This is a genomic window from Micromonospora qiuiae (assembly GCF_016863555.1).
In the GTDB taxonomy this organism is placed as follows: domain Bacteria; phylum Actinomycetota; class Actinomycetes; order Mycobacteriales; family Micromonosporaceae; genus Micromonospora; species Micromonospora qiuiae.
Map to the genome: position 1 here is coordinate 1 of NZ_BOPC01000055.1, position 15180 is coordinate 15180.

At 70.4% G+C, this 15180-nt stretch carries 12 protein-coding genes; 3 read left to right on the top strand and 9 right to left on the bottom strand.

Annotated elements, in window-relative coordinates:
- Positions 1-385 precede the first annotated feature (385 nt).
- Positions 386-1483 carry a hypothetical protein gene (locus Vqi01_RS30845; protein WP_239098523.1) on the top strand — a complete coding sequence of 366 codons (1098 nt, stop codon included), beginning with the start codon at positions 386-388 and terminating at the stop codon, positions 1481-1483.
- Between the two features lie 137 nt (positions 1484-1620).
- Here the strand turns inward: Vqi01_RS30845 and Vqi01_RS19775 are convergent, their stop codons facing one another.
- Positions 1621-2610 (bottom strand): D-alanine--D-alanine ligase family protein, encoded by a 990-nt coding sequence (locus Vqi01_RS19775; RefSeq protein WP_204036307.1) that lies wholly within the window; start codon positions 2608-2610, stop codon positions 1621-1623.
- A gap of 8 nt (positions 2611-2618) precedes the next feature.
- Positions 2619-3932, bottom strand: coding sequence for an aminotransferase-like domain-containing protein (locus tag Vqi01_RS19780; protein ID WP_204036308.1), 1314 nt, complete (start codon positions 3930-3932; stop codon positions 2619-2621).
- A gap of 290 nt (positions 3933-4222) precedes the next feature.
- Between Vqi01_RS19780 and Vqi01_RS19785 the strand changes: the two genes are divergently transcribed.
- Positions 4223-4888 (top strand): GNAT family N-acetyltransferase, encoded by a 666-nt coding sequence (locus Vqi01_RS19785; protein ID WP_204036309.1) that lies wholly within the window; start codon positions 4223-4225, stop codon positions 4886-4888.
- Between the two features lie 12 nt (positions 4889-4900).
- Here Vqi01_RS19785 and Vqi01_RS19790 read toward each other — a convergent pair whose 3' ends face one another.
- From Vqi01_RS19790 to murJ, 7 genes are all read right to left on the bottom strand, one after another.
- Positions 4901-6067 carry an N-acetylmuramoyl-L-alanine amidase gene (locus Vqi01_RS19790; protein WP_204036310.1) on the bottom strand — a complete coding sequence of 389 codons (1167 nt, stop codon included), beginning with the start codon at positions 6065-6067 and terminating at the stop codon, positions 4901-4903.
- A gap of 199 nt (positions 6068-6266) precedes the next feature.
- Positions 6267-6590: a thioredoxin gene (gene trxA, locus Vqi01_RS19795; RefSeq protein ID WP_204036311.1), complete on the bottom strand. Its 324-nt coding sequence runs from the start codon at positions 6588-6590 to the stop codon at positions 6267-6269.
- 29 nt (positions 6591-6619) lie between these two features.
- Positions 6620-7591, bottom strand: a complete 972-nt coding sequence (trxB, locus tag Vqi01_RS19800; RefSeq protein WP_204036312.1) for a thioredoxin-disulfide reductase — start codon at positions 7589-7591, stop codon at positions 6620-6622.
- 173 nt (positions 7592-7764) lie between these two features.
- Positions 7765-8844, bottom strand: a complete 1080-nt coding sequence (locus Vqi01_RS19805) for an RsmA family anti-sigma factor (protein ID WP_204036313.1) — start codon at positions 8842-8844, stop codon at positions 7765-7767.
- Positions 8841-9581: an RNA polymerase sigma factor SigM gene (gene sigM / locus Vqi01_RS19810; RefSeq protein WP_204036314.1), complete on the bottom strand. Its 741-nt coding sequence runs from the start codon at positions 9579-9581 to the stop codon at positions 8841-8843. The genes Vqi01_RS19805 and sigM overlap by 4 nt, the downstream gene beginning before the upstream one ends.
- A gap of 28 nt (positions 9582-9609) precedes the next feature.
- Positions 9610-11211 carry a protein kinase family protein gene (locus tag Vqi01_RS19815; protein WP_204036315.1) on the bottom strand — a complete coding sequence of 534 codons (1602 nt, stop codon included), beginning with the start codon at positions 11209-11211 and terminating at the stop codon, positions 9610-9612.
- A gap of 433 nt (positions 11212-11644) precedes the next feature.
- Positions 11645-13390: a murein biosynthesis integral membrane protein MurJ gene (gene murJ, locus Vqi01_RS19820; protein ID WP_204036316.1), complete on the bottom strand. Its 1746-nt coding sequence runs from the start codon at positions 13388-13390 to the stop codon at positions 11645-11647.
- A 125-nt stretch (positions 13391-13515) separates the two neighbouring features.
- On the opposite strand from murJ, the gene Vqi01_RS19825 reads away from it, so the two are divergent.
- Positions 13516-14976, top strand: coding sequence for a CCA tRNA nucleotidyltransferase (locus Vqi01_RS19825; RefSeq protein WP_204036317.1), 1461 nt, complete (start codon positions 13516-13518; stop codon positions 14974-14976).
- Positions 14977-15180: the final 204 nt, after the last annotated feature.

Here is a 15180-nt window from a genome sequence, read left to right on the forward strand (position 1 = left end):
TTACCTCCAGGCGCTGGACATCGAGTTAACCCCGTGCGGCGGCCGGCCACGTTTCACGTGAAACGAACCGTGATCAGCTCAGCCTCGCTCCTCATTCGACCCGGCCAGAGACATCACCAAGTTCCCACCGGCGGCACGCCCCCGTACGCCTGATGAAGGACGCCGGCCGCCAGAAGGTTATCCACACCCGTTATCCACAGGCCGGCGTTGTTTCACGTGAAACCCAAGCTGGAACCCGTGTTGAGCCGCGCGTACGGCCACCGCGCAGAGATCTTCTAGCCTGTGGATATCTCTGGGGACAGTCCGTGCGTAGCGCTGCCACTTCCCTTGATCCTGGCCGGAACCGAAGGTGATTCGGATAGGGACAGCGGTGGCGGACTCGGTTATGGTCAGCCTCGTGCGCGACACCCCTCCCTCAGTCCCGGACTTCACACAGTGGCCGTCCTTCCCCTTCGAGGGCGAGCTGCAAATCAAACCACTCGACGATCCGGTGCCGGTCGAACCACCCCGCAAGGGTGAGGCCGACCGGGAATGCGCCGCGTGCCAGGCGCCCGACGATGCCTACATCTGGGTCGGTGAGCGGTGGCGCGTACGCGCCATGGACCGCCCCACCGGCCTGCCGATGGTTCTCATCCTGGAATCACGGTCGCACTTCGACTTGGGCGACCTACCCAATCTGCTCGCCGCCGAGTTGGGCGTGATGATCGTACGGCTCGAACGGGCCATCCGATCGCTCGACGGAGTGGCCCGGGTGCACGTCAACCGCTGGGGCGACGGCTCCGCCCACCTGCACATGTGGTTCCTCGCCCGGCCATACGGGCGGCTTCAACTAAGAGGCACCTTCCTCACCCTCTGGGACTCGATCCTGCCGCCCATCCCCGAGGAGAAATGGCGGGAGAACCTCGCCCTCGTGGCTGCCTGGCTCGCCGAGTTCGGCGGTCGGCCGCTGGCTGAGCCGCCCCGGATCCAATGGCAGGCCCCGTCCAGTCTCGCCGTGCAGTCCGACCCGATCGAGGAGGATGTACTGCAGGGGAGTTCGCTTCTGGACGCCATCGGGGAATCGGCCGAGCCGCCGGATATCGATGCTTTGGACCTCGGAGGGCAGCCGACGACCGGGGCCATGCCGCCCGATGCTCCGGAGGTCGAGGCGCTGCCAGCCTCGACCGAGGCCGCGTCGACGGCTGTTGCTGCCGCCGTACGATCGGCGCGACCTTCACCAGAAGCGGAGGCCGGGCTTGCCGATGCCGCGCACGAATGGCACGCCGGCATCGCCGGCGCGGCAGAGACCGGCGCGGCAGAGGCGGGCGCGGCAGAGGCGGGCGCGGCAGAGGCGGGCGCGGAGCGGGAGGCGGGCGCGGCAGGTGCGCCGGACGCGTCGACCACCGAGGCGTACCCGACTTCGCACGGCCAGGCTTCCGAGCCGGAGGCGACGGGGTTCGCCGGCGACGTGACCGGCTCGATCGGCAGGTCAAACGGTGCCTGAGATTCGGCCGTGGTGACGGCGGGACGATCTGGCTCGCAGTCGAGTCCGCGGGCTTGTCCAGCGCCCCGGAAGTGTTAAGAAGGGGCCCCTATACAACGCTAGGCGTTAATAAGGGGCCCTTCCTTACATCTCGGCCGTCAGCGGGTGGTGGCGCGGGTGACCAGGGCGGCGATCACTTGGCCGAAGTCCATGCCGGCGGCCTGGACCGCGAGCGGCAGCAGCGACGTCTCGGTCATTCCCGGGGAGACGTTGACCTCCAGTACGTGCGGCTGGCCGGCCGAGTCGACGATCAGATCGACCCGGCTGAGGTCACGTAGGCCGAGCGCGGTGTGCGCGGCCAGCGCGATTTCGGCCACCGAATCGGCCACCGCCGGGTCCAGCCGGGCCGGCGTGTGCCAGGTGGTCCGGCCGGCGGTGTAGCGGGCGGCGTAGTCGTAGACGCCGTTACGCGGCACGATCTCGACCGGCGGCAGGGCCTGTGGACCGTCACCCAGGTCGACGACGGAGACCGCCACGTCCATGCCGGGCACGTAGCGCTCCACGAGCGCGGTCTGGTCGTACGCGAAACAACCGACCATGGCGGCCGGCAGGGACGCCGTGTCCCGGACCACGGCGGCGCCGAGCCCGGAGCCTCCCTGCGCCGGCTTGACCATCAGCGGCAGTCCCAGCCGGTCGACGATGCGGTCCAGCACGGCCACCGCACCCAGTTCGCTGAACCGGTCGTGCGGCAGTGCGACCCAGTCCGGGGTGGCGATGCCGGCCTCCCGGAGCACCGCCTTGGCCGACGGTTTGTCCCAGGCCAGCCGAGAGGCCCGCGCGTCGCAGCCGACGTACGGCACGCCGCAGAGGTCGAGTACTCCGCGCAGCGATCCGTCCTCACCGGTGGCACCGTGCAGGGCGATCACCACGGCGTCGGGCGGATCGGCGTCCAGCGCCGGCAGCAGGGCAACGTCGGCGTCGCGCAGCTCGGCCTCCATCCCGACCGCTCGCAGCGCGTCGAGCACCCGGCGGCCGGAACGCAGCGACACGTCGCGCTCGTAGGACAGACCACCGGCGAGCACGAGCACGTGCAGTTCGCTGGCGGTGGCACCGGACAGGAGGGACTCTTCGGTTGCGTTGGCACCCATGCCGGGCATCATGCCAAGTCGGGTCCCGGGGCGTCCGAGCCGGCCTGGCCCCGCCGGGCGCCTGGCCCACCGACCGCACCGAACACCCGCCGCATGGCGATGTCCTGCTCCATCACGCCGGCCAACCGGCGGACCCCTTCCCGAATCCGCTCGGGCGAGGGGAAGGAGAAGTTGAGCCGCATGTGGCCGGCGCCGCTGTCGTCCGCGTAGAAGCCGGTGCCGGGGACGTACGCCACCCGGGCGGCGATGGCCCGCGGCATCATCGCCTTCGCGTCCAGCCCGTCCGGCAGGGTCGCCCAGACGAACAGGCCGCCGGCCGGCGTGGTCCATCTGGTCCCGGCGGGCATCAGGTCCGCCAGCGCGGCGAGCATCGCATCGCGTCGCTCGCGATAGACCTCCCGGTAGACCTTCAGCTGCTCGCGCCAGGGCATCGTGCTGAGGTACGCGGTGACGGCGGACTGCGCGTAGACGCTGGGGCAGAGGATCTGCGCCTCGCTGGCGATCACCAGCTTGTCCCGCACGGCGTGCGGGGCGAGGATCCAGCCGACCCGTAACCCGGGAGCGAAGGTCTTGGAGAAGGTGCTGAGGTAGAAGACGCCCTCGCGGCGACGCGCCCGCAGCGGCGCGGGCGCCTCTCCCTCGAAACCCAGCTGGCCGTACGGGTCGTCCTCGACCACCAGCAGACCGGCGCGCTCGCAGATGTCCAGGACCCGCTCACGCCGTTCTTCGGTGAGCGTCACACCGGCCGGGTTCTGGTAGGTCGGGATGGTGTAGAGGAACTTCACCCGACGGCCGGCCCGGGCCTGGTCCGTGATGGCCGTCTCCAGCGCCTCCGGGATCAGGCCGTCGTCGTCCATGGGCACGTGCACGACCTGCGCCTGGGCGGCCTGGAACACCCCGAGCGCGCCGACGTAGGTCGGCCCCTCGGCGAGCACCACGTCACCTGGGTCGAGGAAGAGCCGGGCCACCAGGTCCAGCGCCTGCTGCCCGCCGACGGTCACCACCACGTCCTCGGGGGAGGCACCGCAGGCGGCGTCGATGCCGGAGAGGGCCATCACCTCGCAGATCCGCTCGCGCAGCTCCAGGGTGCCCTGGCCGATGCCGTACTGCAGGGTCGTGGCCCCGTGTTCGGCGCCGAGCCGGCCGAGCATCTCGCCGACGGCGTCGAGCGGGAGCGCGGCGATGAACGGGGCACCTCCGGCGAGCGAGACCACTTCCGGCCGGCTGGCCACCGCGAACAGCGCCCGGATCTCCGAGGCGGTCATTCCCCGCACCCGGCGGGCGTACCGGTCGGTGTAGTCGTCGAGTGTCGTGCCGGTCATCACATCACCTCGGTGGCGGCTCGGACGGCTCCTTCCCGGATACCCGGGACACCGGCGACCATGGCGGCACGGCGCGCCGGATGTCGATCCTAGCCGCCACTTGTCGGCTGGGCGTTTCTTGACGGCCTCGCGTCCACATGCCGGGCCACGGGGGGCGCTCCTGTGGTGGGCGTTCGCACGTACTCTCCCGTGGTGGCGATCGGCGGCGTACGATCGCTCGTCGGGGGGTAGGAATGCGGCGGTGCCGTCCGGGCTGGCCCCGCTGCCGAACCTAGTGTGGGGAAGCACCTATGTCGCGACGTCTGGTCAGCCTGACCCTCGACACCCTGGAGGATCTCCCCCGGCCGTGCCGGCAGTGCGTCTACTGGGAGCTTGATCCCGTTTCGGCCGATCGGGCCTGCGCGGCCGGCGATCCCGGGCTGGAGAAGGAGGCGTGGGTCTCGCAGACCCTGCTGGAGTGGGGGTCCTGCGGCAAGTTGATCTACGTCGACGGGATGCCCGCCGGTTTCGTCATGTACGCCCCGCCGGCGTACGTGCCGCGGTCGATGGCTTTTCCCACCTCGCCCGTCTCCGCCGACGCGGCGCTGCTGATGACCGCGAACGTGGTGCCCGCCTTCGCCGGCGGTGGGCTGGGCCGGATGCTGGTGCAGGGGGTGGCCCGCGACCTGACCAAGCGCGGCATCAAGGCGATCGAGGCGTTCGGTGACGCCAAGTTCGGTGACGCCGCCGATCCGGCCGGCACCTGCGTCGCACCTGCCGACTTCTTCCTGTCGGTGGGCTTCAAGACCGTCCGCCCGCACCCCCGTTTCCCCCGCCTGCGGCTGGAACTGCGCACGGCGTTGAGCTGGAAGTCGGATGTCGAGTACGCGCTGGAGAAACTGCTCGGCTCGATGAGCCCGGAGGCCCTGCTGCGTCCGGTCCGTCCCGCGCCGGCCACCCGCTCCACCACAGGGTGAATCCGGCGGCACTCAGTCGACCACGGTGCTGGCGGCGATGGCTGCCCGCAGCTCACGCACGTCGATCGACCCGGTCGGCACGTCGCGCTCGATCGGCAGGTACATCCGCTGCACCGCCGCCACGATCGCCTCCACCACCTTGTCCCGGAAGCGGGAATCGACCAGCCGATTCCGGTCCGCCGGTGAGGTGAGGTAGCCGACCTCGACGCGTACCGCCGGCATGCGGGTGAGCCGGAGCAGATCCCACGCCTTGGCATGGGTCCGGCAGTCGCGCAGTCCCGTCCGCGCCACGATTTCCCGCTGGACCAGGCCGGCCAGCCGTTCCCCGGTCGCGGAGGTCACGCCGTTGTCGGTGCCGTAGTGGTACGTCGCGACCCCTTCGGCGTCCGGGTTGGCATGCCCGTCGGTGTGCAGCGAGATGAAGACGTCCGCGCCGAGCGAGTTGGCCAGTTGTGCCCGGTCGATGTCGGGCAGGCAGGTCTCCGGTGCCGGCCCGCGGGTGAGCTGCACCCGTACGCCCGACGCGGCGAGCGCTCCCTCGAGCCGGTTGGCCAGGTCGTGTACCAGGTCGGCCTCGGTCCAGCGCAGCGGACCGTCAAGCACCACCACGCCCGGATCGGTGCCGCCGTGGCCCGGGTCGATGACCACCGTCCGGCCGACCAGCGTCGGGCCGGACTGCCTGATGGCGTCGGATTCGCGCAGCCATTGCGGCCGTCCGCCGACCACCTTGCGTCCGAGGCGGCGCAGCGCCCCCATGGTGTGCGGACCGCAGGTGCCGTCCGGGGCCAGTCCGACCTCACGTTGGAACTGGGCCACCGCCCGGGAGGTGCGTACGCCGTAGATGGCGTCGGCCCGGCCGACGTCGTACCCCATTTCCAGCAGCCGTTCCTGCAACGACCGGACGTCCTCGCCGGTGAGCGGAACCGGCACTGCGTGGTAGAGCGTTCGGGCGCCGAGGCGCCAGCGCGCGGCGTCGAGGGCCCGCCAGGTCTCGGCGCCGACCCGGCCGTCGACGCTGAGTCCCCGTGACTGCTGGAAGGCCCGGACGGCCCGTTCCGTGGCCGCGTCGAACTCGTCGTGATGCGGGCCGGTCGCCTTGGAGAGGAGGTCGAGACCGGTCAGCACGGCACGGATCTCGGTCACCGCAGGTCCTCGGTCACCGGGACGGATCGGACGCACGCACGACCCCCTCTGCACGGGCGATGGCTGGCCGGGCCCATCGGCGGCGAGGCGCCGCGACGGGAACCAGGTGGTCACCGGCGTCCCGCGCCCCCTGGGTTCGAGGCTATGCGCTGAACGATCCGCAGGGGCGGAAAAACGCGTCGACCCCGTACCGGTGAGCCCGGCACGGGGTCGAGACGGCGGTTGTCGCCCGAGGTCAGAGCGCCGACTGGATCAGCTTGACCAGCTCGCCCTTGGGCTTGGCGCCCGCGATCGACTGCACCGGCTCGCCGTTCTTGAACACGGTGAGGGTCGGTACGGACATCACCCGGTAGGCGCGGGCCGTCTCCGGGTTCTCGTCGATGTTGAGCTTGACGATGCTGACCTGGTCACCCATCTCGCCGGCGATCTCCTCCAGCAACGGCGACACCTTGCGGCACGGTCCGCACCACTCGGCCCAGAAGTCCACCAGAACCGGCTTGTCCGACTTGAGTACGTCGGCGGCGAAACTTGCGTCGGTGACCGCCTTGGTTGCTCCCACTATTGACCCTCCTCCTCAAATTTTCTGGTTCAGCCCGCAGCCCTGGTGCCGGTCTCGCTCGGCAGCGTGGCGATGAAGCGTTCCGCGTCCAGGGCCGCCGCACAGCCCGTACCGGCCGCGGTGATCGCCTGCCGATAGGTGTGGTCGACCAGGTCACCGGCGGCGAAGACACCGGGAATGCTGGTCCGGGTGCTGGGCGGGTCGACCTTCACGTAGCCCTCGTCGTCCAGCTCCACCTGCCCGCGGAACAGCTCGCTGCGCGGGTCGTGGCCGATCGCCACGAAGACGCCGGTGACGTCGAGCACCCTCGTCTCGCCGGTGTGCACGTTGCGCACCCGTACGCCGGAGACCTTGCCGTCGGCGCCGAGAATCTCCTCGACCACGGTGTTCCACTCGACCTTGATTTTGTCGTTACTGAGCGCCCGCTCTGCCATGATCTTGCTGGCCCGGAACGAGTCCCGCCGGTGGATGATGGTGACCGAGTCGGCGAAACGGGTCAGGAAACTGGCCTCCTCCATCGCCGAGTCACCGCCACCGACGACCACGATGTGCTGGTTGCGGAAGAAGAAGCCGTCGCAGGTGGCGCAGGAGGAAACCCCGTGGCCGAGGAACTCCTGCTCACCGGGCACGCCGAGCGGACGCCAAGCGGAACCGGTGGCGAGGATGACCGCCCGAGCCCGGTAGGCGGTCTCGCCGACCCAGACGGTGCTCGCCGTGCCCGGCTGGCCGGTCTCCACCAGCTCGACGCGGGTGGCGTCGTCGGTCAGGAACTCGGCGCCGAACCGCTCGGCCTGCTTGCGCATGTTGTCCATGAGCTCGGGGCCGAGGATGCCGTCCGCGAAACCGGGGAAGTTCTCCACCTCAGTGGTGGTCATCAGCGCCCCGCCGGACTGCACGCCCTCGATGACCAGGGGCTTGAGATTGGCGCGGGCCGCGTAGACCGCCGCGGTGTAACCGGCCGGCCCGGAGCCGATGATGATCAGGTTGCGGACCTCGTCCACTGCCGTCTCCCAATCGTGTTGACTGTCGCCATCGACGTATGCCGATGGCGATCCGAGTGCCGACGCGGCGGCAACTGATGTGCAGAACGTCATCGTACGAAGCGGGAATTCCCGAGCCGGTCATCCGGTGGGTCAGGTCACGTGGACGGGCAAACGTCCGGTGGCCGTGAAAATCACCCTACCCGCGTACGGTAACGGTTGTCCGAGCCGGACCCGGGGATACCGCAGTCGGGCCCGCTGACCCAGGACCACCGGGTGCCGGAATCGTCGGTGAAGCGCACGACCAGCGCCGGGCGCCCCTGGAAGCGGGCGTAGTCGACGGCGTCGAAGGTGACCGGACCGCCGTGCTCGGAGCCGATCTCGGCCAGGCAGGCGCTCAACGCCATCTGGTCGCCGAGCCGCGCCAGGTCCCCCAGGCCGGCCGGCCGCCCGCCCGCCGCGCTGAGCTGTGGTTCGGGGCTGCCGGCGAACTTTCTGACCGTCGGCAGAGGCTCTGCCTTCGCCAGTTGCTCCGAGGAGTAGTCGGTGCCGGTGCGCTCCGGCGGGGCCGCGACCCGGTACCGGGGCTCGGCCGCTGCGGGCGCCGGCTCCTTCGCAGTGTTCGCGGACGCATGCTCCTGGGCGTCCTGCGGCTTGTGACCGTACGGTTCCGCGTTGCTGGTGCCCTGGTCGCTCAGCGCGGTGCCGCTCGCTGTCTGGCTTTCGGCCTGATGCCGGGCGACTTGCAGGACCCCAATCCCCAACACGGCCACGGCGGCGAGCGCGACCGGGCCGGCGAGCCGGGACCAGCGCCGTCGCCGCTGACCCGGACGGCTCTGGTCGCGGTCCTGCGCCGGCCGTAACGTGCGGGCCGGACGCCGGGATCCGCCGAGCGGCTGGGCCGGCACGAGGGCCGGTCTGGCACCGGTCGGCGTTGGTTCGGAGTCGTCGGCCAGGCCGTCGATGGCGTCGGTCGCCCGGTCCACGGCCGCGATGTCATCTTGCGTGGCCTCCGACGGAGCAGCGGCGCCCATCGCGGCGAGGATCCGGTCGGCGATCTCCGCCGGCATCTCCGGCGATCGCTCACCCAAGGCGGACAGGTCCGCACGGACCTCGGCGACGGCCGGGGCCAGCGACGCGTGGGCCTGCGCCCAGGCCGGGTCCTCCGTGACGAGGCGAGCGACCTCGGTCTCCTCCGGGGTGCCCGCCAGCGCACCGCCGAGGTAGTCGGCGAGCAGGTCGTGGTCGACCCCGCTGAACTCCCCGGTACTCACGCTTCCTCCTGGTCGGCATCCGGTCGGGAGTGGCCCGACCTCGATCGGACGGCCTGCCGGGCTCTCGGGTTCCCGCGGGTGATCGCCGGCACGTCGGACGGGTCGCCGGGCAACTGTTCGCCACCGGTCCGCAGGTGCCCAAGCACGACCGCCAGCCGGGCCCGGCCCCGGGCGCACCTGCTCTTGACCGTTCCCTCGGGCACGCCGAGGATCCGGGCGACCTCGGCGACCGGGTACCCCTGCACGTCCACCAGGACGAGAGCAGCTCGCTGCTCGACCGGAAGCGCGGCCAGGGCGTCGCGGACCACCATTGCGGTGTCGTGGTCGCGTGCCGGTGCGGCCGGCTCGACGCCGCCGGTGCCGTCGTCTGAATCGCGGACTCCGTCGGGCAGCGGCACCGTGGGGTGGGACTGCCGTCGTCGAATCCGGTCGAGACAGGCGTTCACCACGATCCGGTGCAGCCAGGTGGTGACAGCGGCGTCGCCCCGGAACCGCCCGGCGGCACGGTGCGCGGACAGCAAAGCGTCCTGGAGGGCGTCGGCCGCCTCCTCCCGGTCGGCGAGCGTACGCAGGGCCACCGCCCAGAGTCGGTCCCGGTGCCGGCGGAACAGCTCGGCGAACGCGTCCCGGTCGCCGGCGATGTGGGCGTGCAGCAGATCCAGGTCGGTGACCGTCTCGTCCACCAATGCTCCGTCCGTCCGGTCCCGAGCGGCAGCACGTCCATCGCGTACGTCCATCATCGAGTCCGGTGCGGGTGCCGCTCCGTCACGACCCCTGGACCGTGATCTCCTGGACGCCGACCTTGAAGCCGTTGCCGTTCGCGGGCAGCTCGGTGATCCAGAAAAGCAGGTAGCGGTACTTCTGGTCGGCGTCGAAGCCGTTGAAGGTCATGGTGGTCCCGTCGTGCTCCTCGAACGGCTGCCCGATCCTGTTCTTCAGATACGCGGTGAGGACCTGCTCATCGCCGGCCTTGTCAGAAGGGCGGTCGATGGTGCCGGTCAGCAACTCGGCCGAGGCACCCGGGGTGGAGAGGTTGACCTGTACGGACTTGACGGTGTGCTCACCGCCGAGGTCGATCCAGACACCCATGCCCCGCTTGAGGCCGCCGAAGTTGCTACGCGGGTAGGTCTCCGTCGACCAGCCCTCGTCCCGGTCGCCGTCGAAGACCTTCTCGGCGTCGCGGACCTCGCTGCGGTTGCGGCTGTCGGGGTCGATGATCCGGGCGTCGCTGATCTTCAGGTTACGGGCCTTGGGCGTCGGCGGTTCCGTGCTCACCGGCGCACTGGCCGTGGGCCCGGCCACCGGGTCGGTCTGCGGATCCTCGTCGTTGTCGCCCAGCGTGGTGATGCCGATGATCAGGCCGATCAGGGCCACCGCCAGCAGGCCGGCGATGCCCAGGGCGACCTTGCGCCCACCTGCGGCGGCCAGCGGCGAGGGCACCTCGCCGGGCTCGGCGGCGAAGCGCAGCGGGCCGCTGTTGTCGAGGTAGTCGTCCTCGGCGGGCACGTCGAGCCGGGCCAGTTCCGCCGCCAGCACGTCCGACGAGGGAGGCGCGACGTTGGCGTCGAGCAGATCCATCGTGAGATCGTCAAGGTAGGCCGGCACGCCGGCCCGGATCTGGCGCGGAGCCGCCAGGACACCGTTCGCGTCGCGCACCGCGTCGGCGATGGCTGCCCGCCCGTGCCCGGGTGTGGCGCCCAGCAGTGGTGCCTCAGTGTGGGGCCAGTGCCCGGTCAGGGCGTAGTAGAGGATCCCGCCGACCGCCCGGACGTCGGTCTCCTGGGTGTCGGCACCATCGGTGCGGGCGTCGGCCAGCACCACCCGACCGTCGTCGCTGATCATCACCGTGCCGGGGTGCACGTTGCCGTGCACCATGCCGGTGGCGTGCACGGCGGCCAGCGCACTGGCGACGGCGTTGCCGACGGCGGTCGCCCGCCACGTGTCCAGCGGGCCGTCTGCGACGAGCTCCCGCAGCGACTGTCCGTCGACCCACTCGCGCACCACGTAGGCGCGCTCGGCCTCGTCGATCGCGTCGTAGACGCCGGCGAGGTTGGGATGGACGACCCGGCTGGCCGCGACGGCGGCCTGGAGCATCTCGGTGGCGGAGTCACCGCCCGGGTAGCGCATGACGACCGCGACGGGCCGACGCAGCACGACATCGACGCCGCGCCAGACCAGCCGGCCCGCGCTGTCGTTGTTGATGTGCTCGACCAGTTCGTACCGTTCGGCGAGGATCTCACCGGTCTGCGGAGCACCGAAGGTCATGACCGGCGGAGTGGTCTCGTCCGCGTCCTGACCCTCGCCGACCTGGGTCACCCGTCCTCCCTCGGTGATCGTGTCGATCGATGGACCCGAGTTGCTGGGCATCTGATTCCCGCTCCGCCTTCGTGTCGCACCGGGCGACCTGATCCCGGCACGGCGAGCGCCGGTGCCTGTCTGTCCCGTCGAGAGCGACCTTACCTGGGTTCGCCGTCTCCCCGACATGTCATCTTCCCGCCGCCACCGCTGGGAAACTCACGCCTCGGGCGGTCTCGTCCTGTTACGACCGCTGTCAGCCCCGTTGCTGGCAGATGTACCAGCCAATCTAGAGGCTGCCCACAATTGCCCTCCGCACGGGCGGTGCGGGGACGTGGGGTGGATCGCCACGCCTGCGGGGTTCCCGTCGATCGGCTGACCATGCTCGGACTTCCGGCTGGTTATCCACAGGCCGATTCGTCAGTTGAGCGGCGACGCGCCCGGTTATCCACAGGCCGGTCCACAGGATGGTGATCCGCGATCACTGTGCGTGCATCTATGGCGATCAGCGGCCGAGGCGGCGGCGAACCATGCCGACCACCTCGGTGATTTCCGAGATCCGCAACACCATGGCCAGGCCCAGGTAGCTGCCGCCGATCACCGCACCGCCCACCACCAGCTGCACGATCGCCTGCAGGCGGGTCGGCGTGTCGTCGCCGGGGAGCACGGCCACGACCAGCAGGCCGGCCACGGCGGCGCCGAGCGCGGCAAGGGCCACCCGACCGAGCGTACGCAGGATCGCGCCCAGCCCGATCCGGCCCACCCGGGGGCGCAGCAGCCAGGCGGAGCCGATGGCGGCGGCCAGGTACGAGACCGTGTTGCCGATCATCATCCCGGCCCCGGCGAAACTCGCCGAGAAGAGCAGGAAGAGTACGACCTGTACGCCGACCCGCAGCGCAACCACCGGAATGTTGATCAGTGCCGGGGTGCGGGTGTCCGGCAGCGCGTAGAAGGCGAAGGTGAACAGCTGGCTGATCGCGAACGGAACCAGTCCGATCGCGGCGACCAGCAGCACGGTCGACGTGGCCACCGCGTTGTCCGCGCTGAAGGCTCCGTAACGGAAGACCACCACCGAGATCGGTGCGGCCAGCACCGCATAGCAGACCGCGATCGGTGCGAGCACCGCGCTGACGGTCCGGGTGCCCCGGCTCAGATCGCTGGTGAACTCGTGGAACCGACCGTCCGCCGCGGCGGCGCTCATCCGGGGCATCAGCGCGGTGATGATCGAAACGGCGATGATGCCGTGCGCCATCATCAGCAACAGGAACACGTTGTTGTAGATCAGGAGGCCGGCATTGTCCTCGCCGGCCGCCCGGGTCAGCAGATTGACCACCACGAAGAGGCCGAGCTGGTTGACCGCCACGTAGCAGAACATCCAGCCGCCGAGCTGGCCCAACTCGCGCAACCCCAGCGCCCGGAAGTCGAACCGCGGCTTCCACCGGAACCCGACCTTGCGTAGCGCCGGCAGCAGGCCGGCGGCCTGGACCGCCACGCCGAGCAGCGTGCCGCCACCGATCAGGAGAATCTGGTTCAGCCCCACGTCGGCGGGCTGACGCGCCTGGGCACCGAAAACGAGGATGTAGGTGCCGAAGGTGGCGATGGCGACCAGGTTGTTCAGGATGGGTGCCCACATCGGTGCCGCGAAGTGGCCCCGCGTGTTCAGGATGGCCGCGATCAGTGCGCTGATGCCGGTGAAGAAGAGCATCGGCAGCATCAGGTACGACAGCTTGGTGACCAGGCCGGTGTAGTCGTCGTCCTTGCCACTGGCGTACAGGCTCGTGAGCACCGGTGCCGCGATCACCGCGATCAGCACGGTTGCGGCGAGCGCGACCACCGCCAGGGTCAGCAGTCGCTGTGCGTACGCCTGCCCCCGGTCAGAGTCGATCTTGCTCCGGCGGACCAGCACCGGGATCAGCACGCTCGTCAGGATGCCGCCGAGCAGGAACTCGTACACCTGTTGCGGCAGGAACATGGCAGTGGTGAAGACGTTGCCGATCAGGTTGCCGAGAGCCGCACCGATCATGAGATTACGGAGGAAGCCCGTACCCCGGCTGACCAGGCTGCCGATCGCCATGACCGCGCTGTTGGCCGCGGCGCTGCCCTCCGCCACCTGCTCCTGGGGTGGCGCGACCGACTCGGCCGCCGGCTGGTTCAGCGGCTCGGCGGAGATGAACGTCGCGCCGTCACCGGGCCGTCCGCCGGGCGCGCCGCCCTGCTGGGCGTTCGCGCTGCGGTAGAGCCCGCCGCTCATCTGTGCCTCCAAGGGGTACGCCGGAGCCGGCACCGGCCCGCACGCCACAGACCTTAGTCAACTCGCGTCCGTATACCGCGCCCGGCGGAGGAGATGCCGGTCAGGACCGATAGGCTGGCGCTCCCATGTCCGAAGCCGCCGCATCCCACGCCATCGACCGCCGCGAACTCACCTCGGCGCAGCGCAACGCCGTCGCCGAACTGCTCCGGGTCTCCCCGGTCGCCGACGAGTTGGGCCGCCGGTTCGCCGCCGCCGGTCACGAGCTGCACCTCGTGGGCGGTTCGGTCCGTGACGCCCTGCTCGGCCGCCTCGGCGAGGACCTCGACTTCTGCACCGACGCCCACCCGGACCAGACGCTGAACGTCGTACGCGGCTGGGCCGAGGCGATCTGGGAGACCGGCCGCGAGTTCGGCACCATCGGCTGCCAGCGGGACGGGCTGCGGCTGGAGATCACCACCTTCCGCGCGGAGTCGTACGACCAGGTCAGCCGCAACCCGGTGGTCGAGTACGGCACCAGCCTGATCGAGGACCTGCGGCGGCGGGACTTCACCGTCAACGCGATGGCGGTGAGTCTGCCCGAGCACCGTTTCACCGACCCGTACGGCGGCCTGGCCGACCTGGCCGCGAAGGTGGTGCGTACCCCGGGCACGCCCGCCGAGTCGTTCGGTGACGACCCGCTGCGGATGCTGCGGTCGGCTCGTTTCGCCGCGCAGTTGCGTTTCACGGTGCACCCGGACGTACGGGCGGCGATGAGCCGGATGGCGCCAGACCTGGATCGGATCACCGCCGAGCGGATCCGCGACGAGTTCACCAAACTACTCTGCGGCGCGGATCCGATCGCCGGGCTGCGGCTGCTGGTGGAGACCGGGCTGGCCGAGCGTTTCCTGCCCGAGCTGACCGGGCTCAAGCTGGAGATCGACGAGCACGCCCAGCACAAGGATGTCTACGAGCACACCCTCACCGTGGTGCGCAACGCGATCTCGTACGAGGATGACGGGCCGGACTTCATTCTCCGGATGGCCGCCCTGATGCACGATGTCGGCAAGCCAGCCACCAAGGCGGCGGGCCCCGACGGGCGGGTCAGTTTCCACCACCACGAGGTGGTGGGTGCCCGGTTGACCAAGGCGCGGATGAAGGCGCTGCGCTACCCGAAGGACGTGACCAGCAAGGTCGCCACGCTGGTCGCGCTGCACCTGCGCTTCTACGGCTACGGCCGGGGCGAGTGGACCGACTCGGCGGTGCGCCGGTACGTCACCGACGCCGGTGACCTGCTGCCTCGGCTGCACAAGCTGACCCGCTCGGACTGCACCACCCGAAACCGCCGCAAGGCGGCGCAACTGGCGGCGGACTACGACGCCCTGGAGGAGCGGATCGCCCGGATCGCCGCCGAGGAGGATCTGGCCCGGGTCCGACCCGACCTCGACGGCAACGCGATCATGGAACTGCTCGGCGTACCGCCGGGGCCGATCGTGGGGCGGGCCTGGAAGCACCTGAAGGATCTGCGCCTGGAACGCGGGCCGCTGGACCGTGACACCGCCGAGGCCGAACTGCTGCGCTGGGCCCGCGACGAGGGCCTTCTCGGCTGAGGGACGCGGCTCGCACCCGTCATCGATGATCATTCGGTGCGGGTCGCTACGCCGAAACGCCGACGTATCGACCAAAAGGTTGACGCGGCTCGTTGCGTGGATCCGTCATGATGTTCGCACGTCCATTCGCGCGCTCAACTGTCGAAGCGGGACGATCCACTATCCGTCCGGCCGCGTTCAAGGCGTGGTCGATGACGAGCGGGG

What these genes read in the sequence shown, in the direction of transcription:
- Vqi01_RS30845 (WP_239098523.1), top strand. Translation starts at nt 386, where the DNA reads ATGGTCAGCCTCGTGCGCGACACCCCTCCCTCAGTCCCGGACTTCACA.
- Vqi01_RS19775 (WP_204036307.1), bottom strand. Translation starts at nt 2,610, where the DNA reads ATGGGTGCCAACGCAACCGAAGAGTCCCTCCTGTCCGGTGCCACCGCC.
- Vqi01_RS19780 (WP_204036308.1), bottom strand. Translation starts at nt 3,932, where the DNA reads ATGACCGGCACGACACTCGACGACTACACCGACCGGTACGCCCGCCGG.
- Vqi01_RS19785 (WP_204036309.1), top strand. Translation starts at nt 4,223, where the DNA reads ATGTCGCGACGTCTGGTCAGCCTGACCCTCGACACCCTGGAGGATCTC.
- sigM (WP_204036314.1), bottom strand. Translation starts at nt 9,581, where the DNA reads ATGGACGTACGCGATGGACGTGCTGCCGCTCGGGACCGGACGGACGGA.
- Vqi01_RS19815 (WP_204036315.1), bottom strand. Translation starts at nt 11,211, where the DNA reads ATGCCCAGCAACTCGGGTCCATCGATCGACACGATCACCGAGGGAGGA.
- murJ (WP_204036316.1), bottom strand. Translation starts at nt 13,390, where the DNA reads ATGAGCGGCGGGCTCTACCGCAGCGCGAACGCCCAGCAGGGCGGCGCG.
- Vqi01_RS19825 (WP_204036317.1), top strand. Translation starts at nt 13,516, where the DNA reads ATGTCCGAAGCCGCCGCATCCCACGCCATCGACCGCCGCGAACTCACC.